This window comes from Arthrobacter ginsengisoli (assembly GCF_031456935.1).
GTDB lineage: Bacteria > Actinomycetota > Actinomycetes > Actinomycetales > Micrococcaceae > Arthrobacter > Arthrobacter ginsengisoli.
Window position 1 is genome coordinate 1 of record NZ_JAVDVQ010000018.1, and the last position, 26,305, is coordinate 26,305.

20 protein-coding genes and 1 pseudogene are annotated in these 26,305 nt (G+C 65.0%); 8 read left to right on the plus strand and 13 right to left on the minus strand.

Annotated features, from left to right (window positions below; genetic code table 11):
* Window positions 1–165 precede the first annotated feature (165 nt).
* The 4 genes and pseudogenes from J2X01_RS16775 to J2X01_RS16790 all read left to right on the plus strand — a co-directional run bounded on the left by J2X01_RS16775 (window position 166) and on the right by J2X01_RS16790 (window position 4,145).
* Window positions 166–792 (plus strand): annotated as a pseudogene (locus J2X01_RS16775) (transposase family protein).
* Window positions 793–850: 58 nt separating this feature from the next.
* Entirely contained in the window at window positions 851–1,129 is a 279-nt protein-coding gene (locus J2X01_RS16780; protein ID WP_310059950.1) for a hypothetical protein, read from the plus strand.
* Between the two features lie 495 nt (window positions 1,130–1,624).
* Window positions 1,625–2,476: a fumarylacetoacetate hydrolase family protein gene (locus J2X01_RS16785; protein WP_310059953.1), complete on the plus strand. Its 852-nt coding sequence runs from the start codon at window positions 1,625–1,627 to the stop codon at window positions 2,474–2,476.
* Between the two features lie 58 nt (window positions 2,477–2,534).
* Entirely contained in the window at window positions 2,535–4,145 is a 1,611-nt protein-coding gene (locus J2X01_RS16790) for an FAD-dependent monooxygenase (protein WP_310059957.1), read from the plus strand.
* A 165-nt stretch (window positions 4,146–4,310) separates the two neighbouring features.
* Here J2X01_RS16790 and J2X01_RS16795 read toward each other — a convergent pair whose 3' ends face one another.
* The 4 genes from J2X01_RS16795 to J2X01_RS16810 all read right to left on the minus strand — a co-directional run bounded on the left by J2X01_RS16795 (window position 4,311) and on the right by J2X01_RS16810 (window position 9,670).
* Window positions 4,311–5,462: a flavin reductase gene (locus J2X01_RS16795; protein ID WP_310059960.1), complete on the minus strand. Its 1,152-nt coding sequence runs from the start codon at window positions 5,460–5,462 to the stop codon at window positions 4,311–4,313.
* 16 nt (window positions 5,463–5,478) lie between these two features.
* Window positions 5,479–6,912, minus strand: a complete 1,434-nt coding sequence (locus tag J2X01_RS16800; RefSeq protein WP_310059962.1) for an MmgE/PrpD family protein — start codon at window positions 6,910–6,912, stop codon at window positions 5,479–5,481.
* Window positions 6,913–6,920: 8 nt separating this feature from the next.
* Window positions 6,921–8,444 carry a 4-hydroxyphenylacetate 3-hydroxylase N-terminal domain-containing protein gene (locus tag J2X01_RS16805; RefSeq protein WP_310059964.1) on the minus strand — a complete coding sequence of 508 codons (1,524 nt, stop codon included), beginning with the start codon at window positions 8,442–8,444 and terminating at the stop codon, window positions 6,921–6,923.
* 140 nt (window positions 8,445–8,584) lie between these two features.
* The gene (locus tag J2X01_RS16810) at window positions 8,585–9,670 is read right to left on the minus strand and encodes a zinc-binding dehydrogenase (protein WP_310059967.1); all 1,086 of its coding nucleotides are present in this window, start codon (window positions 9,668–9,670) and stop codon (window positions 8,585–8,587) included.
* Window positions 9,671–9,828: 158 nt separating this feature from the next.
* On the opposite strand from J2X01_RS16810, the gene J2X01_RS16815 reads away from it, so the two are divergent.
* On the plus strand, window positions 9,829–10,920 hold the full coding sequence (locus tag J2X01_RS16815; RefSeq protein ID WP_310059969.1) for a Zn-dependent alcohol dehydrogenase: 1,092 nt from the start codon (window positions 9,829–9,831) through the stop codon (window positions 10,918–10,920).
* A 95-nt stretch (window positions 10,921–11,015) separates the two neighbouring features.
* On the opposite strand, the gene J2X01_RS16820 is transcribed toward J2X01_RS16815, so the two are convergent.
* Window positions 11,016–12,500 carry a carboxylesterase family protein gene (locus J2X01_RS16820; RefSeq protein ID WP_310059971.1) on the minus strand — a complete coding sequence of 495 codons (1,485 nt, stop codon included), beginning with the start codon at window positions 12,498–12,500 and terminating at the stop codon, window positions 11,016–11,018.
* Window positions 12,497–14,488, minus strand: a complete 1,992-nt coding sequence (locus tag J2X01_RS16825; RefSeq protein WP_310059973.1) for a flavin-containing monooxygenase — start codon at window positions 14,486–14,488, stop codon at window positions 12,497–12,499. The genes J2X01_RS16820 and J2X01_RS16825 overlap by 4 nt, the downstream gene beginning before the upstream one ends.
* A gap of 129 nt (window positions 14,489–14,617) precedes the next feature.
* Between J2X01_RS16825 and J2X01_RS16830 the strand changes: the two genes are divergently transcribed.
* A complete protein-coding gene (locus J2X01_RS16830; RefSeq protein ID WP_310059975.1) occupies window positions 14,618–15,331 on the plus strand; it encodes a GntR family transcriptional regulator in 714 nt (237 codons plus the stop codon).
* A gap of 94 nt (window positions 15,332–15,425) precedes the next feature.
* Here J2X01_RS16830 and J2X01_RS16835 read toward each other — a convergent pair whose 3' ends face one another.
* The 4 genes from J2X01_RS16835 to J2X01_RS16850 are packed head-to-tail and all read right to left on the minus strand — an operon-like array spanning window position 15,426 to window position 18,951.
* Complete coding sequence (locus tag J2X01_RS16835; RefSeq protein ID WP_310059978.1) at window positions 15,426–16,232, minus strand: ABC transporter ATP-binding protein; 807 nt, start codon at window positions 16,230–16,232, stop codon at window positions 15,426–15,428.
* A 35-nt stretch (window positions 16,233–16,267) separates the two neighbouring features.
* Window positions 16,268–17,119, minus strand: a complete 852-nt coding sequence (locus J2X01_RS16840) for an ABC transporter permease (protein WP_310059981.1) — start codon at window positions 17,117–17,119, stop codon at window positions 16,268–16,270.
* The gene (locus tag J2X01_RS16845) at window positions 17,112–17,891 is read right to left on the minus strand and encodes an ABC transporter permease (RefSeq protein ID WP_310059983.1); all 780 of its coding nucleotides are present in this window, start codon (window positions 17,889–17,891) and stop codon (window positions 17,112–17,114) included. Before J2X01_RS16845 ends, J2X01_RS16840 begins: the two co-directional genes overlap by 8 nt.
* Before the next feature lie 37 nt (window positions 17,892–17,928).
* Entirely contained in the window at window positions 17,929–18,951 is a 1,023-nt protein-coding gene (locus J2X01_RS16850) for an ABC transporter substrate-binding protein (RefSeq protein ID WP_310059985.1), read from the minus strand.
* Window positions 18,952–19,088: 137 nt separating this feature from the next.
* On the opposite strand from J2X01_RS16850, the gene J2X01_RS16855 reads away from it, so the two are divergent.
* Window positions 19,089–20,594 (plus strand): aldehyde dehydrogenase family protein, encoded by a 1,506-nt coding sequence (locus J2X01_RS16855; protein WP_310059988.1) that lies wholly within the window; start codon window positions 19,089–19,091, stop codon window positions 20,592–20,594.
* Window positions 20,595–20,691: 97 nt separating this feature from the next.
* Here the strand turns inward: J2X01_RS16855 and J2X01_RS16860 are convergent, their stop codons facing one another.
* Window positions 20,692–22,284, minus strand: coding sequence for an FAD-binding oxidoreductase (locus J2X01_RS16860; protein WP_310059991.1), 1,593 nt, complete (start codon window positions 22,282–22,284; stop codon window positions 20,692–20,694).
* 150 nt (window positions 22,285–22,434) lie between these two features.
* Here J2X01_RS16860 and J2X01_RS16865 point away from each other — a divergent pair, with 150 nt between their 5' ends.
* Window positions 22,435–23,388, plus strand: a complete 954-nt coding sequence (locus tag J2X01_RS16865) for a LysR family transcriptional regulator (protein WP_310059995.1) — start codon at window positions 22,435–22,437, stop codon at window positions 23,386–23,388.
* A 6-nt stretch (window positions 23,389–23,394) separates the two neighbouring features.
* Here the strand turns inward: J2X01_RS16865 and J2X01_RS16870 are convergent, their stop codons facing one another.
* Together J2X01_RS16870 and J2X01_RS16875 are read right to left on the minus strand one after the other, a co-directional pair.
* Complete coding sequence (locus J2X01_RS16870; RefSeq protein ID WP_310059997.1) at window positions 23,395–24,702, minus strand: LLM class flavin-dependent oxidoreductase; 1,308 nt, start codon at window positions 24,700–24,702, stop codon at window positions 23,395–23,397.
* Window positions 24,703–24,882: 180 nt separating this feature from the next.
* Window positions 24,883–26,205 (minus strand): MFS transporter, encoded by a 1,323-nt coding sequence (locus tag J2X01_RS16875; RefSeq protein ID WP_310059999.1) that lies wholly within the window; start codon window positions 26,203–26,205, stop codon window positions 24,883–24,885.
* Between the last annotated feature and the right edge of the window lie 100 nt (window positions 26,206–26,305).

Genomic DNA, 26,305 nt, shown 5'->3' on the forward strand with positions numbered 1-26,305 from the left:
GCGCGCACACCTACGGCCGCGTCGACGCCGAAGGAACCTTCCACACCCTCTGGGGCGAGGACAAGTCCGAAATCGAGGCAGTCGACACCCACTAGATGAGGAAGTCCTGATACCTCCTGTGGCGTGGAGGCTTTTAAAGTAGGTCGGAGAGTGTTAAGCCGGGTTGTGAACACTCAACTAAGCACTCTCCTGACCACACTTTACGTCTTTCTCACCGACCAGATCCTGCCGGATTTGGGCGTGTCCCGCGTTCGGCGGGCGGGACGGAAACCCGTCCTGACGGACGCGGAACTGCTCTGCCTCGTCGTTGCACAGCAACTGCTCGCCATGCACTCAGAGACACGGTGGATCCGGTACGCATACACCCACCTGCGCCCGATGTTCCCCGGCATTCCGGGCCAGTCGGGCTACAACAAACGGGTCAGGGCCACCGGCCCGTTGATCGCTGCGGTCATCACCGCACTGGCCGACAGATCATCCTCGGGGACAAAGGCTTCGCCGACCGGGAGTTCGAGGCATCCATCACCCGGGACCTCGCCGCCACCCCTGGTCCGCCCGGACCGGAAAGACGAGAAACCCCGGTTCGGCAGGATCGGTCGGATCCGGCAATGGATCGAATCCGTCTTTGACACCCTCAAAGGCCAACTCTCCCTTGAACACCACGGGGGCCGGTCGCTCCCGGGAATCTATGCCCGCGTCGCGGCACGCCTTCTGGCCCTCGCCGCCGGGATCTGGCACAAATGGCACACCGGTGCACCCCGCAAACGCTCACTCATCGCCTACGACCATTAAATCCAATGGAAATTAATCATCTAGACACGCAGAGGGAAAGCTTCAGAGAGGAAGCATCATGACCATCGCCCACAGCGTCCCGTCAGTTTCCTTCGGCCGCAAGGTCCGCCGCCCGGTCGGCGAGCAAAATCACCATGCAGCGGTAGCGCCGGCCGCGCCCTCCTTGGCAGGCATGACCTGGTCCCCCTGGGAAGGCCTGTATCTCGAAATCGTGGAGTCCGAGCGCGTTGTGGAAGCACCCGCTCCGAATCCGGAGATGGAGCGCTTTCTGTCCAGCCTCTTTCCGGGGAATGGGTCCAGGTGGGCGCTGGCAACTGATGCGCCCTCCAGCAAGTAAGTCCGCCGACATGAAAACCCGAACTCTCAGCGCGGCCCCGAACCAACGCCGAGGAATCAACCTCATAGAATTGATTTGCGACTCAAGCCTCGAGGCCGGGGAGTGCTACTTCTGCACCGGACCTGAGACGGATTGAGCGCAGCGAAACCCGGGGCCTTCCGTTCAGCGCGGCTGGGCGCCGGCGGTCGGCCGAGATCCTATACCCGCGACCTTCCCATGACGTAACTCCGGCCCGCCTGCACGCGGGAACCGATGCTGCCGACGCACACCCTGGCCACTGCTATTGATGGGCGGACGCTGGGCGCCAAAAGTGCGCGATCTGGCTGAACGCGGCTCCCTCGACCCGTCCAGGAACACACTAGTCAGAATGCGTAAAAACAAGATAATGTATTTCTTGTCAAAAGATGCACATTCTTTCTGCCCGGCAAAACCGCCGACAGGGAAGGGACTGCGTCACCTCCCCGGCGCGCCGCCGCCGCGAAAGGAAACATCATCATGAACTACGCAAGCTTTGTATCCGCAGACGGCTCCCCCACCTGGGGCATCATCGCCGACGGACAGGCCTACGATCTCGGCCCCAGCGGAGCCAACCTTGCCCACACGCTCCGCGCCGCCGTCGAACAGGGCATCTTCGGCACCGTCGGCGAAGAGTACCGCAACGCCCCGTCCCGCGCGGAAGCGGTCATCGAGTTCCTTCCCGCCGTCACGGATCCCGGCAAGGTCATCTGCATCGGCGTGAACTACCGCAGCCACCAGGAGGAATCCGGCAAGACGGAGCAGAAGGCACCCACCGTCTTCACCCGCTTCGCCGACTCCCAGATGGGCCACCTGCAGCCGGCTCAAATGCCTGCCACCACCACCAAGTTCGACTACGAAGGCGAAGTGGCCCTGGTCATCAGCAAAGAAGCATTCCACGTAGCCGAAGAGGACGCCTTTGACTATGTGGCAGGTTACGCCGCCTACAACGACCTCAGCGTCCGCGACTGGCAGCTTGCGGCCTCCCAGTGGATCCCCGGCAAGAACTTTCCCGGCACCGGTGGCTTCGGCCCCTACCTCGTCCCGGCCGCGGACCTGGGCGACGTCAACGCGCTCACCCTGGAAACCCGGGTCAACGGCGACATCCGCCAGAAGGCCTCCGTGTCGGACCTGTACTTCACCATCCCTCAGCTGATCGCCTACGTCACCGGCTTCACCAAGCTCTCCCCCGGCGATGTGATCGTCACCGGCACCCCCGGCGGCGTGGGTCTGTTCATGGAACCCTCCGGCCTGCTCTCGGAAGGGGACGTCGTCGAGGTGGAAATCACCGGCCTGGGCACTCTGAAGAACACCGTGGAGCTCGTCTCCTAATTCACCGTGCCCCTTACGCCACCGACTGCACTCTTATAGGAACGGAACTTTGATCGGCATGGACAAAATCATCGAAACCGACGTACTGGTCATCGGGGCTGGCCCCATCGGCCTGGCCGCGGCGAACCTGCTGGCGGATCAGGGCGTCAACGTGATCCTCGTTGAGCGCCATGCCGGTACCAGCGACGAACCGCGGGCCATCAGCGTCACCGACGAGACGCTGCGGGTCATGCAGCAGATCGGTATTCTGGACCGGCTGGCCCCGGAGATGCTCATGGACACCGGCGCCCGCTACTTCGGCCGGAAGGAACAGCTGCTGGCGGAGGTCTACCCGGCCAGCCCGCGGCTGGGCCAGCCCGGTAAGTCGCAGTTCGACCAGCCCGTGATGGAATCACTGCTCCTGGAAGCCGCCCGGGCCCGTCCGCTGATCGATGTCCGTTTCACCACCGAAGCGTTCCGCATCACGGACGGACCCGAGCATGTGGACACGGTGCTGATCGACGACGACGGCAAGCACACCGTCCGCTCCAAATGGGTGCTCGCGTGCGACGGCGGCCGCAGCCCGGTCCGCTCCCAGCTCGGCATCCCGATGGAAGGTTCCACCCAGGTCCAGAAATGGATTGTGGTGGACATCATCAACACGCCGGGCGATCCGGAGCGGTTCTCCGAGTTCCACTGCAACGGGACGCGTCCCGTCGTCGTGGTCCCCGGAGTCAACGGCCGCCGCCGCTACGAGTTCATGCTCCTCCCCGGCGAGGAAGCGGCTGCGATGACGTCACCGGAGGCCATCACCAGGCTCATCGCGCCGTTCCAGACGATTGCCGCGGCGGACATCCGCCGCGCTGCCGTCTACGTGGCCCACCAGCGCGTGGCCCTGAACTACCGCGTCGGGCACGCGCTCCTCGCCGGGGACGCAGCCCACATGATGCCCCCGTTCGCCGGCCAGGCCCTGAACGCGGGCATCCGCGACGTCGCCAACCTGGCTTGGAAGATCGCCGCGAACGTCCGTGGCACCGGCACCGATGCCCTGGTGAACACCTACCAGGCGGAGCGGCGCCCCCACGCGGTGGACATGGTGCGCCTTTCCCACCGGATCGGCACGGTGGTGATGAACGTCAACCCGGCGCTCACCGCCATCCGCGACGCCGCCATCACCGCCTCCGGCATCGTTCCCACCGCCAAGGCATGGCTCGCCGGCATGAAGTTCCTCAAGCAGCCGCACTTCACCGACGGCTGCGTGGTGGCCCCGGGCACGTCTGTTCCGAAGCGGGCAGCCGCCCTGGTGGGGCGCTCCTTGTCCCAGCCGCAGGTCACGCTGACCACCGGCGACGCCGTCCCGCTGGACTCCGTCCTCGGTACGGGCTGGGCACTGCTGTACTTCCCTCACGACCGCCGCGCCCCCCTTGAGGTCCGGCGGGTTGGCACTGAGGGGAATCACGACGGCGGCCCGCACCTCGCGCTGACCGGCGTCACCGCGGTCACCGACACCAGCGGCGCCTTCGCAGCTGTCGCAGGCAGCGGCATGACTCTCATGGTGCGGCCCGACCGCTATGTGGCAGCAGCCACCACCCCGGACGCCGAGCGGGCGGCGTTCGAAGCGCTTGCCGCCTATGTGCCGGAACTGGCCTGCCTCCAACAGACGGAAACAGGGTTGCCGGCCACGCGCTGACGAACCACCGGAACAAAGGGGCGGGGAGGCCACACCGGTCTCCCCGCCCCTTTGCTGTCCCCCGGCTGGCCCCACAGAGAACGGCCAGGGAACGACGGCGGGGCCGCACCCGCCGGGATGGGAATCCCTGGGTGCGGCCCCGCCGTCGTTCTTTGGAGCTGCTGCTTAGACTTCGCCGCCGTGGCGCTCAATGACGTCGCTGGCCAGCTGCTTGCCGAAGGACGTGTGCAGGCGGAGGGCCTCCGCGGCCCGCGCGTGGTCGCGGTCCTTCAGCGCCGCCGTGAGTTCCACGATGTGGCTGTGGTCCATCTTCCGGGCCCATTCTTCGCTGTTGAGGGCCTCGCGCCACACCGTGCCGATTCCGAGGCGGCGAAAGGCGTCGGTGAGCTGGGCGGAGCCAGCCACGCTGACCAGGCGGTTGTGGTACATCGCGTTTGTCTTAAGGAACTTGTCCAGCGCTTCCTGGCCGCCCTGGCGCAGCAGCGCCAGCTCGTCAGTGAGGCGGCTCAGCTCCGCGATGTCCTCGTCCGTGAACTTCTCGAAGTGGCTGGCGAGCACGCCGAGCTCGATGGTGAGGCGGCCGTCGTAGACACTGTCCGTGAGCTGGCGAGTGATGGGCGCAGGCAGGAATTCGCCCCGGTCCCCGCGGGTCACGAGGGATTCGGCCGTCAGCTTGACCAGGGCATTGTGGACGTTGTGGGGATCGGACTTGGCCTGTTCGGCGATCTCCACGGGGTCCAGCGCCTGGTGCAGCGGCGTACGGCGGCCCAGTACCCAGTCGCGCACGGCATCGTAGGCCGCGAGCTCCTTGACCCGTTCCAGCCGGCCGAAGGCGCCGCGGAAGTATGCCAGCGGCTCCCCTGCGGTGGCCTTGGCATCCGTGACCTGGCCCAGGAACACGGTGTGCGTGCCGCCGGTGGGGGTTTCGGCAACCCGGCAGACGATGGCGGCCAGGGCGCCGTCCAGCATAGGAACGCCCTCCGCGGACATGGTGACCGCAACGCCGTCGAACTTGTCTCCGCCCTTGCGTCCGAACTTCATCGCGAGGTCGCTCTGGTCCTCGGCCAGGATGTTGATGCCGAACACTCCGGCCTTCAGCACGGCGTCGTGCGTGGAGCTGGAGCGGTTGAGGCAGGCGAGCATCATGGGAGGTTCCATGGACAGCGAGGACACGGCAGACGCCGTCGTGCCGTACAGCTCGCCGTCCACAACCGTGGTGATCACCGTGACGCCGCTGGCGAAGTGGCCCACGACGTGACGGAAGGCAGCGGGATCGACGGTGATCTCCGCAGTGGGTACAACCTGTTCTGTGTTCATTTCATCCTCCTGGGATTTAGTGCTGAAGGTCGGGTGTGAAGAGTTTGATGAGGGGGGCCAGGCTGTCCAGCTCCTCAAGGCGCTGGATGAGCCGTACCGCTTCCTCGGCATTCCTGCGTGAGGTCCTGCCGCCGAACGCAGCGTTGGCGTAGTACTTGTCCAGGATCTCCGCCTCGCTCATCGGGCTGGCGTGGATGTCCCCCTTGGGCACGTCTGTCCGGGTTCTGAGCACGGAACCGTCCCGGAGCCGCAGCTCCACTTCGGCTGTGAGCGATTCCGCCGGCGGCAGCGAATCAACCAGCCGGATCTTCTCCAGCAGCCGTTGCAGGCGCGGATCCTGCATGTGCTCCAGCGTGAGGTGTTCCGGCCGCACCGTCCTGTACATCAGGGCGGTGGCGGCCGTGAAACGGATGCTGAAGGCGCCCGAAACCTCCGGGCACTCCCCGATCACGAACGGCTGGCCCACGAAACCCTGCAGGGTCCGCGGGGTCACGTGGATGAGGATCTCCTCGATCTGGTCCTCGTTCAACCGGTTCTCCGTGGCCAGCCGCACACACGCGTCCAGTGAGGGGTGGCTGGCCCGGCACGAGGCCCAGGGCTTGATCACGCAGTCCGCATAGAAGGCCTGGCCGAGCCCGCGGGTTACTTTCTCCGGCACCGGCGAGGAACAGTACATGTCCAGGAACCCGTGCCGGCCCGCGATGGCATCCACCGGCCCGGTGAACCCGGCCTGCGCCAGCTCCGCGGACATGATCGAGTTGCGGGCGGCGAAAGCGATGGGGAGTTTGAACGCGAGCGTCTGGTCGAAGATGTTGGCCACGGTGCCGGACAGCTGGTTCACCGCGATTCCCAGCGCGTTCCGGATCTGGTCCGCGTCGAGCCCCATGAGTTTGGCGGCGACGGCGGTGCCGCCAAGGCCGTTGACGGTGCCGGTGTTGTCCTGGCCGCTGTAGACGTCAAAGCCCGATGCCGCGGCGAGCCGCGAGGTGAGGTCGTCCCCCAGGATCAGTGCGGTGAGAAGGTCGCGGCCCGAGGAGCGCTGCTGCTCCGCGACGGCCAGGGCCACCGGAACCGTGGTCCCGCTGATGTGGGCGGCGGACTGTGTGTGGTCCTCATATTCCGCGCCGATCGGCTCGAAGTCGTAGGACCGCATCATCACCGCGTTGACCATGGCCGCGTTGTGCGCCGGGACGCGGACGCCGTGGACCAGCACGCTGGATTCCGGCGCACCGCCCCAGCGCCTGGCGAGGTCCAGGACGGCGTCGTTGCCCTGGGCGCGGTGGCCTGCGGCGATGTTGCCCAGCGAGTCGATGATGCGGATCTTGGCCCGGTCCACCGTGCCGGCATCGAAGGCCTCGAAGCCGGTGTCCGCGACATGCCGGGCCACGGTGCCCGTTATGTTCTCCACGCTGTTCTCAAGGCCGGCGGCCTCCGCTGTCTGCGCCGTCATGACGGAACCTAGCCCCGCGCCCCGACGGCGACCCGGTCAGTCGCGGGCGCGGCAATTTCGCTCTCTGCCATGGAGCCTTGTGGTGCGGCGGGCAGCCCGTCGATTTCCTCGAACATCGCCTTGTAGGCGCCGGTCTCCCCGGCGGCCTGGGCCTTGCGGTGGTCCAGGGCGCGGGCGCGGCCGATGCTCCCGAGGTAGAAGCGCTCGTAGAGCTCGATCCGGCTGCCCAGTGCCGAGCCGGCGAAGTCCCAGGCGGTGCGCATGATGCGGGCGCGTTCCTGGGCGCTGATGCCGTTGGCGCCGGGGAGGTACTTCTTCAGCAGCGGGCCCAGGCGCGGATCGTTGAAGGCGCCGCCGGTGGGGGTTGCCAGCAGGTTGTGCGAGCCCATGGACTTGATGATTTCGTTGATCCGGATCATCCAGCCGGGCATGATGGCCCGCAGGGCGCTGATGTCGTCGTGGCAGAAGAACGCGCCGTCGCCCCAGTCCGAGGCCCGCATCTCCGCGGAGTGGATGGCCGCGCGGGTGAGGCGCAGGTACGTGTAGATTTCGCCGAGCATCGCGCCGACGTCGGGCTTGTTCTCGGTGCCGGTCACCTTGGCGATCTGCGTGCAGAGATCGTAGGCGAACTCAAGCTTCACGGCGGCACGGATGGCCGTCTGCTGCTGGGTGTTGCCGGATGCGGTGCCGGCATTGATGGCGTTGTAGACGTCCAGGTTGCCGTCGATGAACACGCGGTCCCAGGGAACCAGCACGTCGTCGAAAATAATGACGGCGTCCTGCTCGTCAAAGCGCGACGAGAACGGCTTGTCCGCAACATCGGCGTCCACGCCGTAGTGGTCGCGGCAGACGGCCACGACGCCGGGAGTGGCCACCGGGATGGCGAAGGAAATGGCGAATTCCTCGAAGCCCTTCTGGATGGGCACTGCCGGGTAGACGTAGAGTTCGTCCGCGATAGGGCCGAGGGTGGCCAGCATCTTGGCGCCCTTGACGACGAGTCCCTGCTCGGTCCGCTCCACCACGCGGAGGGTGAGTTCCTCGTTCATGCCCTGCAGCTCGCCGACGCTCTTGTCGATGGCCGCGTGCACAATGGTGTGGGTCAGCGCGAGGTCCTTTTCGATCACTTCGCGGTGGTAGGCCGCCAGCCGCTGGTGGTACACCGGGTCCCCGGAGCGGTCGAAGATGTCCCGGCGGGAGACGTGACCTGCCAGGACCACGTTGACGTAGTCCGGCGTGCGGCCCAGCATGCCGTTGGAGTAGCGGGCCAGCCGGTCGAAGGCGCGGTGCCTGAGGGCAATGTCCTCGGCATTCTTCGGCAGCGAGAGGCTCACGTTCATCGGCTCACCCGTTTCCGGGTGGGTGGTCAGGCAGTCCGCCGCGTACTTGTGCTGGTAATCGAAGTAGCCCGCCATGCCTTCGACGGAACCCTTGAAGGCCGGGTGTTCGAGGACGGAGATGCGCTCCGACCCCAGCCAGACTTCGCGGCCGTCATCCAGGCCCCGCTTGTACTCTGCTCCGGTGCGTGCAGTCACTTTGAACTCCTTCTTGGCTGGCACCAGGGGTGGCACCCGTGGAACCTTCACAACATTGTGAGATGAAAATGCATTCTTTGGATGATTTTATATAAAAAGGCTACACTTGGCAATGGCTGTCTTGGCAGCGCCCCTTTCCGTCAGAACGACGTGATGACGCTGCGCGCGATCGCCCCGGACTCCTGGAGCCGGTAGGCGTCATTGATCCCCTCGAGCGGGATTTCCTGCGCCACCAGGTCATCGAGGTTCAGGCGGCCCTGCAGGTAGAGCTCGGCGTACATCGGAATATCCCGGCGGATGTTGCTCGAACCCATATACACGCCCTGGATGCGTCGCTGGGAGGCAATGAGGGAGCGCAGTACGTCCACTTCCAGGGGCGCGCCCTGCGGTATTCCGATGAAGTACGCGCCGCCGCCAACGCGGGTCATCTCGATGGCCTGGGTCTGGGTTGCTCCGAGCCCGATGGCCTCGAAGGAGTGGTGCACCCCGCGCCCGCTGATCTCGCGCACCTTGGCCACAGCGTCCTCCTCGCCGGAGTTCACTACGTGGGTGGCGCCGAAGCGGGACGCCAGTTCGAGCTTGGCCGGATGCACGTCGACACCAATAATGGTGGTGGCCCCGGCGATCCGGGCCCCGGACAGGACGTTAAGGCCAATGCCGCCCAGGCCGATGACGGCCACCGTGTCGCCGGGCTGGACCTTGGCCGTATTGAGTGCCGCCCCCACGCCGGTGATGGCCGCGCAGCTGAGCACTGCCGCCTGTGGGAAGGGCAGCTCCCTGGGGATCCGCACCAGCGAGTTGGCGTGGCAGATGGTGTATTCGGCAAAGGCGGCGACGCCAAACGCGTGCACATCCCCGCTGTTTCGGCGCAGCTTGGACCCTGCAGCGCGCGGCCGGGACACTTCGCCGGGATTGACACAACGGTAGCTGTGGCCGGCCAGGCATTCCTCGCAGTGCCCGCAGAACTTCACTTCGGAGCCAACCACATGGTCCCCGACGGCAAGGTCCCGGACATCAGGTCCGACGGCGGCCACAACCCCGGCCATTTCATGTCCAACAACCATGGGAAGCGGGCGCCCGCGGTCGATCGAGGCGACCAGCAGATCCGAGTGGCACAGGCCCGCAGCCTTGACCTCCACCAGGACCTCGCGGCCCACGGGATCACCGATGCTGACCTCTTCCACATCGAAACGGCCGTTGATTTCGTTGATGACTGCAGCTTTCATGCTGGACTCCCTTGTCTGTCGGTGAGCGGAACGCCCAGGGCAAAATAATCGATTATTCATAGATTTTGCACTTCACTACACACTATATTTAGATTTGTGGGGCGCGTCACGTCCAAGCCGGCAAGTCCGGTTCACTCTTTGAGGGGAAACCAACAGGAATGAAAGCAGCAGTACTCGACGGCGTGGGTCAGCCGTTCCAGGTCCAGGACATTGACATCGCAAATCCGATCGGCCGTGAGGTGCTCATCGATGTCCGCGCCAGCGGCTTGTGCCACAGCGATATGCACGTGGCCGAAACCAACGTGGGCTTCCCCATGCCTGCCCTGCTCGGCCACGAGATCGCCGGGGTGGTGGCCGAAGTTGGTCCGGACGTCACGGAGTTCCGCGTGGGCGATCACGTGGTGTCATCGCCGATCCACAGCTGCGGCCACTGCCGGGGGTGTCTGACGGGCCGGCCCTACCAGTGCCGCCATCCGCAGGAAACGCAGAGGACCCCGGGCCAGGGCCCGCGGCTGAGCCGCAACGGCGAGGCACTGACGCAGTTCATCGGCGTTGGCGGATTCGCCGAACAGGTGATCGTCCACGAGAACACTGTTGTCTCCGTCAGCAGGGACATCCCCTTCGACCGAGCCGCGCTCCTGGGCTGCGGTGTGGTGACGGGGGCCGGGGCTGCCATCAACTCGGCCCGCATCCGCCCCGGAGATACTGTTGCCGTCATCGGTTGCGGCGGGGTGGGCCTCAACGTCATCCAGGGCGCCGCCCTGGCCGGGGCGCGCAGGATCATCGCCATCGATCTGCAGCCGGCCAAGCTTGAACTCGCCAAGGTGTTCGGCGCCACGGACATCATCAATGCCGGGGACGGGGATTCCGTGCAGGCGGTCAAGGACCTCACCGGCGGTGGCGTCACCTGCGCCTTCGAAGTGATCGGCCTGAAGCAGATGGCGATGGACGCCGTCGCGATGCTGGACATCGGCGGCACCGCGTTCCTGATCGGTGTCCAGAAACCCGAAACCCGCCTGGAAGTGACGCCGTTCGGCGACCTGATGGGCAAGCAGAAAGGCATCCGCGGCGTGGCCATGGGCTCCACCAACCTGAAGATCGACATCCCGATGTACGCGGAGCTGTACCTGCAAGGCCGCTTTAAGCTGGATGAATTGGTTTCCAAACGCATCTCGCTGGATCAGATCAATGAAGGCTACGACCTGCTGCGCGGCGGATCGGTTGCCCGCTCGGTGATCACCAGCTTCTGAGATCCGCCAACATCCGCCTAACGCCAGTGGAGCCGCCTTTTCGGACGGCTCCACTGGCGTTTTCGGTTGAATAGTTTCTCCCGCTTGCGGCGGACCTAGCGTCGCGGACGCAGTTCAGGCTCGACGACGGCGGTGCCGCTTCCGGTTTCGCCCACCATGTACAGTGCCGGGCTCTTCGAATCGAAGCGGGGCACGGGCCTGCCTTCGGGCGTCCGCGCTACGCCGTCCGCAACAAAGCCGAGCAGGAGCGGCCGGAGCCGGTCCGACACGTCGTCGAAGACCTCTGCGGGGAACCCGTCGAGCATCGGGGCATCCTCCCAGTCTGCGCCGTTTCCGAATAGGAAAGGCAGTTCAAAGCAGTGCGGGCTGCCGGCGCCGACCACCCTGCTGCGCACGGAGAACCGCAGCAGAGTGGCCGGAATTCCGGCCTGGTCGGCCCGGCCTGCCAGCTCGGTGGCGGCCAGCCGGAACTGGTGCAGGCTCATGGCCTCCACCAGCTTCGCGTGGTCCGTCGCCGAGGGATGCCGTTCCTCGATGAAGGATGTCGCGTCGGCGGGAGCTTCGAAGTGCGCACCGACAAAGCCGGCAAGCTGTTGCGGGCCGACGGCCTGGACGGGAAGGGCATGCAGGAACGCGGCGGCTTCATCGTCGGTGCTGCTCAGCAGCAGCGCGTCCACGTGCATGGCGGCCGCCGCGGCCTCGAAGTCCATGGCCCAGGAAGGAACCAGTTCCCCGTCCGCTGCCGGCATCAGGCCCAGTCCCCTGCCGGCATAGGCCTTGGACACCGCGGCCTGGGCGGCCAGGACCTCCCCGGTGCTGTGGCCGGTACTGTCGCCATCGCCCAGGGCCGTGGCAAACAGCCTGGACCGCTCGGCGAACTCCGTCTCGTTCAAGGGAGGCTGCCAGGGCAGGCTGAACAGGGCGGTCCGGTTGAACAGTCCGCGCGCCGGCCCGGCAAAGCTCAGCACGTACGCGTACCACGCCCCGGCGGAGTGGCCCGCCAGGGTGGTGGCCTCGGGATTGCCGCCGAACGCGCCGATGTTCCGGTGAATCCAGGTCAACGCCTGCAGGATGTCGCCGACCGCAAGGTTCCGCGGACCAGGGTGCGCGCCGTCGCCGGCCCCTCCGGCGCCGTTGAGCAGACCGAGCGCACCCAGCCGGTAGTTAACAGTAACCACCACAGCACCGCCCTCCCGGGCGAGCCGGGCGCCGTCGTACCAGCGGACGTTCCCGGCGCCGCTGATGAAGGCTCCCCCGGGCAGGAAGACCAGGACCGGGAGGTCCTTCGCGCCCTCGGGCGCCCAGATGTCCAGAAGGAAGGAATCCTCGTCCTGCGGCATGCGGGACAGTCCGGGGCCGAGCAGCCAGTCCAGCGATCCGGGCGCCTGCGGGAACACCGTCGCGGGAGCCTGCGGCCGCTCCGGTGACGGATCACCCAGCGCGGAGAAACGGTCCTCAGGATCCAGCCGCTCACCATAGCGGACGCCCCGGACGCTGATCACGCCGTCGTGCATTTCCGCCTTGTACAGCGCCTCCCCGACAAGGACGCCCGCCAGCGGTTCGGTTGCGGCGGCGCTCATGCCAGCTGGTTGTAGTCGTCGAGGTTCACGGTGCGGGTGATCTTCCAGAAGTCCAACACCGGGTGGGGCCAGATCTGGGACACACGGCCGAACTTGTTCTTGTACCAGGTGTGCACGCTGGGATGCCCCCACGCCTTGGTGGCGTTGGCGGCGTCCAGGCCCGCGACGAACTCGTCGAGGACTTCCTGCTTCAGGTCCAGGGCCTTGAGGTCTTTTTCGATGATGAGGCGCAGCGACTCCAGGATGTATTCCACGCCATATTCGATCATCGAGTAGAGGCTGCCGTTGACCACGTGGCCGGTGTTGGGGCCGGTGATGATGAACAGGTTGGGGAAGTTCGGAACGGTCAGGCCGGCGAAAGCCTTGGCATCGCCGCCCCAGTACTCGTGCAGGTCCGTGCCGTTCAGGCCCGTGATCTTCAACGGCTCCAGGAACTCCGAGGCCTGGAAACCGGTGGCGTAGACGATGATGTCCACCTCGTGGAGCACGCCGTCCTTCGTGACAATGCCCTCGGGGGTCATGCGCTCAATGCCCTCGGTGACCAGCGTGGACTGGGGCTTCTTCAGCGACTCGGCCCAGACGCCGTTGTCCCGGAGCATGCGCTTGCCGCCCACGATGTAATCCGGGGTGACCTTGGCGAGCAGGTCCGGGCGGTCCTGGTACTGCTTGGCCAGGATGTCGGTAAGGCCCTGGCGCCACTGCGCGTTGACGGCGGACACACTGCCGGGCTCGTCCCAGCCCGGTTCCGCCACGGTGGTGTGCTGGCGGCCCTCGACGCCGAGCCAGTGCTGCCAGAACCGCAGCCACTGCCCGTAGTGCGGGAGCTTGCGGACCAGCCACTGGACAGAGTCCGGCATGTCCGCGTAGTAGCCCTGGGTGGGCAGCATCCAGGGTGAGCTGCGCTGGAAGACGGTCAGCGAGGAGACCTGGTCAACGATTGCGGGGACGATCTGGTAGGCACTGGCGCCGGTGCCGATGACCGCCACCCGCTTGCCGGTGACATCGACGCTGTTGTCCCACTCAGCGGAGTGCATCTGGATGCCGGCAAAGTCCATGCGTCCCGGAACGTCCGGGTACTTGGGCCGGTCCAACTGGCCGACGGCGGAGAGCACGGCATTGAACTGGCGGCTGACCGGCCGGCCGGAGGCATCGATCATGTCCACGTTCCACAGGCCCGTGGCCTGGTCATAGGTGGCGGACGTAACCTCGGTGTTTAATTCGATCTCACCGAGGATGCCGCCGCGCTCGGCCACTTGCCGGGTGTACTCGAAAATCTCCGACCCCTGCGAGAACTGCTGGGGCCAGTCGTCACGCTGGGCAAAGGAGAAGCTGTAGGCGTAGTTGGGGGTGTCGAGGCGTACGCCGGGGTAGGTGTTCTTCCACCACGTGCCGCCGACGGTGTGGCCCTTTTCAAACACGGTGTAGGGAATGCCGGCCTGCTTCAGCCGGTAGGCGGCCGCCATTCCGGAAACTCCGGACCCGATGACGGCCACGCTGAAGTCCCGGCCCAGGGCGATGTCCTTGAAGTCCCACGTCGGCTTGCCGCTCTTGCCCTCAACCAGGGCCATGTCATGCATCAGCATGGGGTGGTACTCGGGGTTGGCTGCGTTGGTGATCCAAGTGAGGATGTCATCGGCCTGGGCCTCAGTCAGGGGGCCGACGCTGGTGAGCTGCTCGTCCCGCACCCGCTTCAGGGCCGCGAGGGCCAGCCCGCGCGCCTGCGCCTGCTGCTCGGGGCTCATGCCGCCGTGCGGCATGCCCACGATTTCCGCGGGCGGCTGCGGCGGCCGCAGATCCTCGCGCAGCAGGGAGAAGTCTTTCGTTACTGCAGCCAGCGCCACCATTAGCGCCGGAAGGTCCGAGGTATCCACGATCTTCTGCAGGAACTCGTCGTCTTCCGCAATGGGCTCGTACCGGTCCCGCCAGTAGAGGTCGTCGACGACGTGCTCCTCGCGGGTCTGGAGTGCTTCGGTGGTGGAGTTGGTCACGGCGGTTCTCCTTGGTAATGACGGATCTGTTGTGATTCAGGTCTCTCCGTACGGCTTATCCAATTCTAAGGTGGAAATTGCATAAGTCAACTAAGAAAACATAATCTGCTTCAGGGTAAAATAATGCACATGTCGAAAAGTATCGAGTCTGAGACCCTCAGCACGCAGATCCGGGACTCGCTCCGGGATGACATCCTGGCCGGCCGCTGGGCCGCCGGAGACAAGCTGCAGCTAGTGGCACTCACCAAGCACTACAAGACCAGTAGCACCGTAATCCGTGAGGCGCTGACGCGGCTGGTGGGAGACCGCCTGGTGGTGCTTAAGCCGAACCGCGGGTTTTTCGTGCCAACGCTTTCGCTGGACGAGATCAAGGACATCACGGAGCTGCGCTGCGTCTCGGAAGAGTTCGGGATCGGGCTGGCGGTCAAACGCGGGGACCTGGCCTGGGAATCCGAGCTCATCGCGGCCCACCACACGCTGGAGCGGACCCCCTACCGCAATGAGAGCGATAACGGCGAGTTGACGGAGGCGTGGGACCGCGCCCACCAGGCCTTCCATGCCAAACTGCTCGAGGCCTGCGGCGTGCCGGTGCTGATCGACCTCGCCTCCACCCTGTCCGACCTGGCGCAGCTTTACGGCCGCTGGGCCGGCCGCGCCACGCGCTTCATGGACCGCGACATCGCCCAGGAGCACCGCGACATCCTGGCCGCCGCGTTGGACCGGAACGCCGACGTCGCGTCCGGGCTTCTCCGGACCCACTATGAGACCACGCTTCAGGCAATCCTGAAATCCGGCGTCGAGAAGGAAACAGCCGAGCGCGGGCTCGAGAAAGCTAAAGCCTAGCCGCGGGCCGGGAGTCCAGGCCGAAAACGTGGAAAGCCCTCCGGGATCCCAGTAGGGGAACCCGGAGGGCTTTGTCGGCTGTGACGCGCCGGGACTAGTGGTCCCGCAAGCGGTGCAGGATGCGGGCCCGCGCCTCCACAAAGCGGGGATCGGCCTTGGTTTCGACCTGGTCGCGGTGGTCGCCGAATCCGGTCTCGATCACGTCCACCACGGTGGCGGGCTTCTCCGCCAGGACAATCACCTTGTCAGCGAGGTACAGCGCCTCATCAATGTCGTGAGTCACGAGGATGATGGTGACACCAAGGGTCGACTGAAGATCGATCACCAGGTCCTCGAGGTCGAACCTGGTCTGGGCATCCACCGAAGCGAACGGTTCGTCCATCAACAGGACCTTGGCGTTGTAGGCCAGCGCACGGGCGATTGCCACGCGCTGCTGCATGCCGCCGGACATTTCCCACGGGTACTTGTGGCCCTGGCCCGCCAGACCCACCGCCGCGAGGTTCTTCTCCGCGGTTTCATTCCGCTCTTTTTTCCCTACGCCGCGGCCCTGCAGCGGGAAGGCCACATTTTCCAGGGTGGTCATCCAAGGCATGAGCGAACGGCTGTAGTCCTGGAAGACCACGGCGAGGTCCCGGTGGGGGCCGTTGATGACCTCCCCGCCGACGCTCACGGTGCCGCTCCGGGGTTGGATAAGGCCCGAGAGGCACCGCAGGAGCGTGGTCTTGCCGACGCCGGACGGACCGACGATGGAGACGAATTCGCCGTCGTCTACCTCGAGGTTCAGATCGTTCAGGATCTTGTTCTCCGAGTCACCGACACCGTAGCTCATCGTCAGCCCTTGGACCTGGAGCAGCGGCTTCGTTGCCACCTGCACTTCCTCGGGCGCTGCCTGAATGGCCATGGGAGCTCCTTCATTTTTCTGTTGGATCGGGGTGGTCATTTTGCGCCTGACTTGAAGTACCAGCTCAGGATCCTGCGTTCAAGGACGACAAACAGGAGGGAGAGGATGTAGCCGATGACGCCGACGAGCAGGGCACCTGCCCACGTCTCCGGCACCATGAAGGTGGCGGAGGAGTTGAGGATGTAGAAACCCAGGCCCTTGTTGGCGGCGAAAAGTTCGCTCACCACCATCACCGTGATTCCGATCGGAAGGGCGACCCGGACGCCGGCCACGATCTGCGGCAGCGCAGCCGGGAGGACCACCTTGCGGAAATGAAGCCCGCGGGGAATCCGGTAGACCTTGGAGAACTTGCGGATAGTCGGTTCCACGCCCAGGACGCCGTCGATGGTGTTCAGCAGCACCGGCCACATGCAGGCAAAGGCGATGGTGTAGATCTTGGGCCCCTGTCCGATTCCGAATGCGCCGATGATCAGCGGAACCAGCGCCGCCTGGGGCACGGACCGGAAGAAGTGGATGACCGGATCCACAATTTCCCGCAACCGTTTCGTCTCACCGAGGATCAGTCCCCCGATGATGCCGACGGCCACGGCGATCAGGAGGCCCGCAGCCAGGTTCCCCAGGCTGTAGGCCGCTCCCGAGGCGATCACGCCGTTGGAGAGGTCCCGGCCCAGGCTGACCAGGATCGACTCGAGGGAGGGGATGAACACGTTGGTGCTGTTCGCGGTAGCGATCCACCATAGGGCGAACACCACCACGATCAGCCAGGTCCGCTGCAGTACGTTGAGCGCAACCTGGACGGGACGGCTGCGCACGCGCTGCGCCTGCGGCGGCCTTGCCCGGGACGTGGTTTCCAGCTTTGGTGCCGTACGAAGGGCTGTCTCAGTCATTGGTCTGCCTGTTCCATGTGAGGATCCGGCCCTCGGCGTAGTTGAGCAGGCTGGCGATGCCCCAGCCCACCAGCCCGGCGAAGAAGAGGTATGCGAACGCCGAATCCCACCGCTGCGCCTGCTGTGCCAGAGTGATCTGCCGGCCGATTCCCGGCGTCTGGCTGAGCACTTCAACGCCCACGGCGACCAGGATGGCGATGGAGGCCGAAATCCGGATTCCGGTGGCGATGAAGGGGGTGGCGCTGGGGAGCAGGACCCGGCGGAACCGGAGGAGCGCGGGAATCTGGAAGATCCGCACCGTATCCACCACCGCCGATTCCATGCGCCGGGCGCCGTAGATTGTCTGCACCAGTACCGGCCAGAGGCAGGACAGGGCAACGACGACGGTTTCCATCTGGGCGGTGGCACCCAGGAGCATGATGACAACCGGCATCAACGCCAGCACCGGGAAGGAACGTCCGAAGTCGATCAAGATCGACGTCGAGTGGTCCAGCGCGCGGATGGATCCGATCAGCAGGCCGAGGACCGTTCCGGCTACAACGGCGATCAGCCAGCCGCTGACGGCCGCCGTCATGGTCTGCGCCAGCGCTGCCCAGAATGTTGCCGAGGTCAGCGCCGCGCCGATGGAGGATGCCAGGGCGGCCACCCCGGGTGTCATGGAAGGCAGGGTGCCGCTCCAGATGACCACCTGCCAGATGGCCAGGAGTGCAGCCACCGCCAACAGCCGCTGGGTGGTCAACCCCCAGTCCAGCGATTTTGTGCTTGTCTTCATATCGGTCTTTCCGTTGTATTCCTGATGCCCGGCAGCCCTACTTGGTGAAGCGCGGGGCGTCAGCCCAGAGCATGGCCTCGGCAGTCAACGGCTTCGTGACGAATCCCAGTTCCTTCATGGCGTCGATGCCGGCCTGGCCGGTGGCCAGGTTGATGGAAGTGTTCACCGGAACGTACGACTTGGGATTGACCTTGGAGGCGTCCACTTGCTTGATCCGTGCGGTGATGTCCACCACTGCCTGGACGTTTGCCGGGTCCGTGTAGAACGTCGCGGCTTTGGTCATCGCGTCATTGAACTTCTTGGCCGTTCCGGGGTTGCTCTTGAGCCAGGTGTCGGTGGCGGCCCAGACGGTCACGGGCATGTTGCCCTGGAATTCGCGGACCGGGCTGGCGATGCTCTTGAAGCCGGCGTCAACGAGCTGGTGGTAGTAGGTGTCCGCCGCGAACGCAGCATCAACTGTTCCCTGCTCCAGGGCGGCCTGCATGCCGGCGTATGGAACGGCAATCTCCGTAATCGACTTGGGATCGATTCCCGCCGCGGCCGCAGCCTGGAGCATGGGGATATCGCCGCCGGTGTTCACACCGACGACGGCTACATTCTTGCCCTTTAGGTCAGCGACATTGTTGATGCTGCTGTTCTTGGGGATCAGGATTCCGGAGTTGTCCACGGTGGGATCAACAACACCGTTTCCGGAGATCACCTTCACGGGCATGCCCTTCGCCGTGGCGGTGGTCATCACGCCCCAGGACGCAGTGGTGATGTCCGCCTGGCCGCTCACGGTCTGGGCAAGGTTGGCCGAAGGATCGGCGCCCGGGACGATTTCCACGGTCAGGCCTGCTTCGTCGAAGAAACCCTTCTCCTTGGCGACGTAGGCCGTTTCGAACTGGATGGGCGCCACGACCACCTTGATGGACGTCTTGCCCTCCGAGCCGCTGGCGGCATCTCCGGCGGCGCTGGGCGTGCTTGATGTCCCGCAGGCCGCCAGAGACAGGAGGGTAAGGCCGGCGACAGCCGGCGTCAGAACCTTGGCCAACAGTGAGTGACGGTTGTGCTTTTCCATCCAGAAGCTCCTCATTGAGTACAGACGTAAATAAATGCATAATTCCTAAAACAATGTATCTTGGACTACGTGATGTGGCAACCATCACAGATTGCATAAACAATCAGCCCGACATGCAGCCTCCCGGAAGGAAGCCAATGACGCCTCTTACCCAGACCCTCCCCACCACTGCGCGGCCGGACCTGCTGGCCGGGCCCCTGCGCCTGCTGATCGACGGAGCATGGGTGGAAGGCGGAGCGGAACCGCTTCCCGTCACCAACCCCTCCACCGGCGAGCATCTGGTGGACTCCGCGTCCGCCAGCGCCGATGACGTGGACCGTGCGGTCGAGGCCGCCCGCCGGGCCTTCGACTCGGGTCCGTGGCCGGCAATGTCGCCGGCCCAGCGGAGCCGATTGATCTGGAAGCTCGGAGAAGCCATCGACGCCGCCGCGGACGAGCTGGCCCTGCTCGAAACGCTCAATACTGGCAAGCCCCTGGGCATTGCAAGGGCGTTCGAAATCAGCGGGGCAGCGGAATCCTTCCGCTACAACGCCGGATGGGCCACGAAGCTCAACGGCGAAACCCGGAACGTCTCCCTGCCCGGTGAGTGGCACGCCTACACGCTCCGGGAGGCCATCGGCGTTGTGGGTCTGATCGTTCCCTGGAACAGCCCGCTGGCCATTACCGCTGCCAAACTGGCTCCCGCCCTCGCGGCAGGCTGCACCGTGGTGCTCAAGCCCGCGGAACTGACGCCCCTGACGGCGGTCCGGCTGGGTGAACTGGCCCTTGACGTGGGCTTCCCGCCGGGCGTGCTGAACATTGTCCAGGGCCTCGGCGCCGCCGCGGGGCAGCGGATCGCGGACCACCCGCTCGTGGACAAGATCTCCTTCACCGGCTCGACGGCCGTGGGCAAGCACTTGCTGGCCTCCTGCGCCGGTAACCTCAAGCGCGTCTCGCTGGAACTCGGCGGCAAGTCCCCGGTGGTCATCTACCCGGATGCGGACCTCGAGCGGGCAATGGACGGGGCGGCAATGAGCATCTTCGGAAACACCGGACAGGTGTGTGCTGCGGGTTCCCGCCTCTACGTCCACGAGGCCGTGGCGGATGAAGTAATCGCAGGGATCTCGCAGCGGGCCACAGCGTTGCGCGTCGGCGCCGGGACCGATCCGCAGGCCCAGATCGGTCCGGTGATTTCCGCCCAGCAGCGCGAAAGGATCCTCGGCTACATCCAGAGCGGCCGTGAGGAAGGCGCCGAGGTGGTCACCGGTGGCGCTGCAATACCCGGGGAGGGCTTCTTCATCCAGCCGACCATCCTGCGCAACACCACGCACGAGATGAAGGTGGTCCGCGAGGAGATCTTCGGGCCCGTTCTCGCTGCGGCAACCTTCCGCGACTCGGACAGCGTTGCGGACATCGTGGCGCGTGCCAATGACACGGATTACGGGCTCTCCTCCACCATTTGGACCAAGGACATCTCCAGGGCCCACCAGTTCGCACGCCGGATCAAGGCCGGCAACGTGCGGGTCAACGCCGCCGGCGGCATGGATGCCAATATGCCGTTCGGCGGGTTCAAGCAGTCCGGCTGGGGCAAGGAGAACGGCCGAGAGGGCGTGGAGGCCTACACCGAAGTCAAGTCCGTCGCGATCAATATCAGCGGCGTTTAGTCGGTAGGTAGAAGGCAATAAGGGAAAAGAGCAGGCCAAAGGAGCCGGATGCTGGTGAGCCAGCATCCGGCCCCTTCCGCCGTTAAGGATTGTCGCCCTATAGCGGGAGGACCGATTCCGCTGCACCCCCGGGCGCCTCGGCACCGATCTCCCGGTACCGCCGGGGCCAGACGCCCTGCTTTCCGGGTGACAGGATGCCATTGGGATCCAGGGCGTCCTTCAGCGTCTCCTGGAGCCGGCGGATGGCGTTGTTGTTGTAGTCGAAACCGTCGGCAATGACGTCCATGTAGTCCACATGGCTGCGGTAAGGCGCGTAGCCATGGCTGCGGGCGGCCGCCAGCAGTGCCGAGTAGAGTGCCCGTGCACGCCCCAGCTGCTCCTGGTTGTCGTTTTCGAAGAAGATCATGGTCACGTGCACCATGTGGCGCGGGTACAGGTGGTAGCCGATGTATAGGTCGAAGCCGAACCGGCGGTACAGTTCCTTGGCTTCCCGGTAGAACGCCCACACTTCCTCCCCGCGGGCAGGAATGATGGGGGCCGCGTCAATGTGGCCACCGTTCTCCGCCGCCCAGGCCACCGTGGACAGCGGCTTGAGCGTAGGCACGCCGGCCATCTGGGTGCGGTCAATGTCCGCAATGTCCGCATAAGCCACCTGCACGCCTTCAGCACCTTCATAAAGGCGGGCCTTGACGGTGAAGCCATCAAGCCCGGCGAAGCGCTCCCGGATGATTTCCAGCCTGCGTTCGGCAAGGCCCTTGTCGCCGTAGATCCCGAACTTGGCGTTCCACTGGCCGATGCCCATCTCCTGGCGCATTTCTTCCAGGCGCTCGTCGGGGATGGACCCCTCCCCCTCAAACCAGCGCGACCGCGGCCCGTTCATGGTGGCCGCCCGCACCACGTTGCCGCAGAGGGCATTGTTCTGGATGACGTCCTCGCGCCGGAGCTGGGTGAGGATGTCCACCAGCTTGGGCATGTCCTCCTCGCGCTCCACCACAACATCGCCGTTGATGTACACATCCGGCCAAGGCATCAGCCAGAGGCCGATCTTGGTGACGATGCCCAGATTGGACTGGGTGAAGATACCGTCCAGGGTGGGGCCAAAGCCGCCCTTAAAGATGGGCCCGAGTTCCGTTCCCTCCATGGCCCACATACCGGTGCGCACCAGTTCGCCGTCCGGAAGGACCACCTCCATGCCGCAGATGGATTGCACATGGTCCCCCATGGGCGTCATGCCGTAGCCGCGGTCCAGCGCATTGCCAAGGATGGAGCCCCACCCGAGTGCGGGAACGGACATCCACAGCTTCAGGCCCTGATCCTGGATGTGTTCGAAGAGGTCGAAGAAGGTGACGCCGGGCTCGATGACGGCGTAGTTGAGCTGGTCGTTCACTTCGATGATCTGGTTGAGGCGGCTCAGGTCCAGCGCCACCATGTCCCGCGTGCGCGGTTCCGGCCCCCCGTAGCCCAGGTTCTTGCCCTTCGAGAAGGACCATAGCGGGACACCGGTGTCGTTAGCGAGCCGGACGATCGCCTGGACCTCCTCCACGCTGCCGGGACGCACACCCGGCCACTTAGCCCGTCCGGGGTTCAGCGGATAGGGATCGATGTAGCCCTCTTTCGGCGTGGCGCGGACAACATTGTCCGCACCGACAATGGCTTCTGCCTTGTCGAGGAATATGGCTTGGGCGTCCATTACTTCACTTCACTTCACTTTCGGGGACGGTGCCGCCGGTGCGGCGGTAACTGTGGCGCCGTCGTCGGCGCCGTTTCTTTCATCATGACAACAGGGATTGATCAAGTAAATGACCTCTTTCCGCTCATCGTTATCAGTAGAATTGACAATGTGAATATCAGCTTGAATCCATCGATCACCCTGCGCCAGGTCCTGCACTTTGTGGTGGCGGCCGAAACCGGAACCATGAGCGAGGCTGCGCGCCGGCTGCACATGGCGCCGTCGGCCATTTCCATGTCCATCGCGGAACTCGAGCGGATCGTCGGCGCGCAACTGTGTATCAAACGCAAGTCAAAGGGGCTCACCCTGACGTCCACAGGCATCGTGGTGTTCCGGCAGGCGCGCCAACTGCTGGATCTCGCGGATGAGATCGCGTCGCTTTCCAAAAGGGACAGGACAGAAATCCGCGGCCCGTTGACCGTGGGGTGTTTCATGCCGCTGGGGCCAACCATCATTCCCCCGATGCTGGCCGACTTCGCTGACCAATGCCCTCATGTTGAGGTGGACTTCATCGAGGGCTATCACGAGGATCTTCAGGATCGCCTGCTCAACGGCTCCATTGACGCCGCCTTCGTCTATGACATGGACATTTCGCCTGCCCTGAAGACGGCGCCGCTGCTGTCCGTGGAGCCCTACATCCTGCTTCCGGGGGACCATCCCCTGCGCGAGGCAGAGGTGGTCTCGCTCAAGGACGTGGCGTCCAGCCCGCTCATTTTTTTCGACGCCCCGCCCATTTCCACCCGCATCCTGGACATGTACCGCGACGCCGGGCTCACCCCGGACATCCGGCACCGCTCACGCAGCTACGCCACGGTCCGGTCCCTCGTAGCGAGCGGCCGCGGCGTTGCCGTGCTCTTCCAACAGCCCATGCTGGACGCGCCGTACGGGGAACTGAAAGTCGTCCTCAAACCGGTGGCGCAGCCCCGTGTCCACACCCGCGCGCCGGCCACCGTTTCGCTGGCCTGGACGCGGAGCATGCGGTTGAATGCCCGCGCCCAGGCGTGGGTAGATGTCGCGGTCGAACGGTTTGGTCCTGCCGGCTCTTACACCGGGCCCCTAGGCTGACAGGCGCTAGGCTGTCGGGCGCGAGAGACCGAGGTTGTCACGCAGCGTGGTGCCCTCATACTCCGACCGGAAGTAGCCGCGGTCCTGGAGCTCCGGCACCAGCTTGTCGCAGATGAGCTTGAAGCCGCCGGGGTTGAAGGGGGCGTTGAGGTTGAAGCCGTCGCAGGCCTTGGACTCGAACCAATCCACCATGCGGTCGGCAACCTGCGAGGGGGTGCCGGCCATCCATTGGTGTCCGGTGGAACGGGCCAGGTCCACGATTAGCTCGCGCAGGGTCATGCCCATGTCCACGCTCTTCTTGCGGTAGATCTGGTAGCGGCTGCCCATCCGGGGGTCGTCGGAGAACCACGCCACCGGGATGGCTTCATCGAACTCCAGCTCGGACAGGTCCATCTTGAGGTCTGCGCCCACCTGCTTGCGGCCGTTGCCGAGGTGCACGTAGCTGGCCAGTTCATTGGCCAGGTCCTGCGCTTCCTTCTCCGTGTCGCCCAGGATCGGCAGGATGCCCGGGATGATTTTGACGTCGTCGGGGTTCCTTCCCTTCTCCGCCACCATGTTCTTGAACTTGGTGTAGAACTCAATGGACGGTTCCTTGAACGGCTGGGCGGTGTAGATCCCGTCCGCCACGGAGGAACCCAGGTCCATGCCGGGGCCCGAGGATCCGGCCTGGACCAGCACGGGGCGTCCCTGCGGCGACCGCGGCATGTTGATGGGGCCCTCGACTTCAAAGAATTCGCCCTTGTGCCTGATGGCCTTGAGCTTGCTCCGGTCCACGTACTCGCCGGAGGCCCGGTCCACGATGATGGCGTCATCGGACCAGCTGTCCCAAAGGCGCTGCACAACGTCAACGAACTCGGTGGCCCGCCGGTAACGCACGGCGGGGTCCGGAACGTCTTCCACACCGTAGTTGCTGAAGCCGTCCGACGACGTGACGATGTTCCAGCCGGCCCTGCCGTTGGACATGTGGTCCAGTCCGCACAGCTGCCGGGCAAGGTTGTACGGCTCGGAGAATGAGGTGGACATGGTTCCGATCAGGCCGATGTTCTTTGTCCTGGCGGCCAGTGCTGCAAGGACGGTCATCGGTTCGTAGAAGCCGTTCATCTTGATGTCGCCGCGCATCACCGTGTTTGCATGGACGATGTCGCCAAAGAAGACGGCGTCGAGTTTTGCGGCCTCGGCCATGGCGGTCAGGTCTGCCACGAAGTCCAGATTGCCCAGTTCCTCCGCCCGGCTTCCTTCCATCCGCCAGCTGTCCTTGTGGTAGCCCGCGGGCAGCATGAAGGTGGTGAGCACCATGTGTTTCTGAGGCTTCATTGCCTGGTTCCTTTCGTGATGTGCGCCGTTCCGGGCGCCTCGCTGCTTCCAGCATGGCAGTCGTTGCTTCTGCCGTAAATGGAGAAGTTTCAGTTCAATAAGTTCAATAAAACTGACAATCCAGTCCAAAGCGAACCCCCGGCTGCGGTGTACGCCAGCCGGGGGTTGGCCGTGCGGTGCCTAGACGGCGTCGAGCTTAAGGCTCGAGCCCTCACGCGTCAGGCGCACGGCCACGAGGCCCGCCACCAGGATGACGATCCAGAACACGGCAACCATCCAAACGCCACCGCCGGCTGCAAGCACCAGGCCCGTGGCGATCATCGGGGTAAAACCGGCACCGATCATCGAGGCGCCCTGATAGGACAGGGACGCGCCGGTATAGCGGACGCCGGTGGGGAACTGCTCGGAGATGAATGCGCCAATGGGTCCCGCGAGTGCCCCTTGAACCAGTCCGTTACCGATGACCACTGCCACTGCGAAGCCCCAGAGGGTCCCGTTGGTCAACAGAACGATCAGGGGATAGGCCAGGAGGACGGCCGCCACGCCCGCGCCGGTGAGGACAGCGCGCCGGCCGATCCGGTCACTGAGCCGTGCTGAATAGAAGCACACCGCCACCGTTACCACGGCGGCAACTCCCTTCCAGTTCAGGACGCCGGATCGATCCACCCCGCTTGCCACCGCCATGGAGACACCCCACACGGTCAGCAGTCCCTGGCAGGCGTAGAACCCCAGTGTCGCCACCAGGGTGACCACGACGACGCGGGGATGGCTGCGAAGCACCTCCATCAGCGGCGGGTGCTTGACTTTGGCGGCTTCGGCGTCGAGCTTCTGGAAGACGGGAGTCTCTGCCACCTTCAGGCGGATGACCATGCCAATCAGGATCAGCAGGGCACTGAGCACGAACGGTATCCGCCAGCCCCACACCAGGAACTGGTCGCCGGTGAGGGCGGACACGGCGGAAACCACAAGGGTGGCCAGCAAACCGCCAGCCGGTCCGCCCGCATTGGCGAACGCTGCCGCGAAGCCGCGCTTCTTGGCGGGCGCGTGTTCCAGGGCCATCAACGTGGCGCCACCCCACTCCCCGCCGACGGCAATGCCCTGGATGATCCGCAGGAGCACCAGCACAATCGGCGCCGCGGCACCTATTTGGTCGGTAGTGGGCAGGAAGCCGATCAGGACAGTGGCGCCGCCCATCAGCAGCATGGACAGTACCAGCATCTGCTTCCGGCCCAGTCGGTCGCCGAAGTGGCCGAAGATGATGCCGCCCAGCGGCCGGGCGACGTATCCGGCCGCGAGTGTGGCGAAGGAGGCAAACAGGGAAAGGCCAGGGCCCAAATTGGCGAAGAAGACTCGGTCGAACACCAAGGATGCAGCGGTGGCGTAGAGGATGAAGTCGTAGTACTCGATGATGCTGCCGATGAGGCTGGAGCCGAGGATCCGGCGCATGTCCTTGGTGTTCAGCGAGTCAGCTGTTGCCAGCTTCCTGCTCGTGGGCAGGTTCACCGTCCCCTGATTTCTCTGGGCTGATTTTGGGTTCAACATGGTCTCTTTTCAAAGCTGTAAGAGTTCGGTGGCCGACGGGCAATGTTTGGCCACGTCCCGA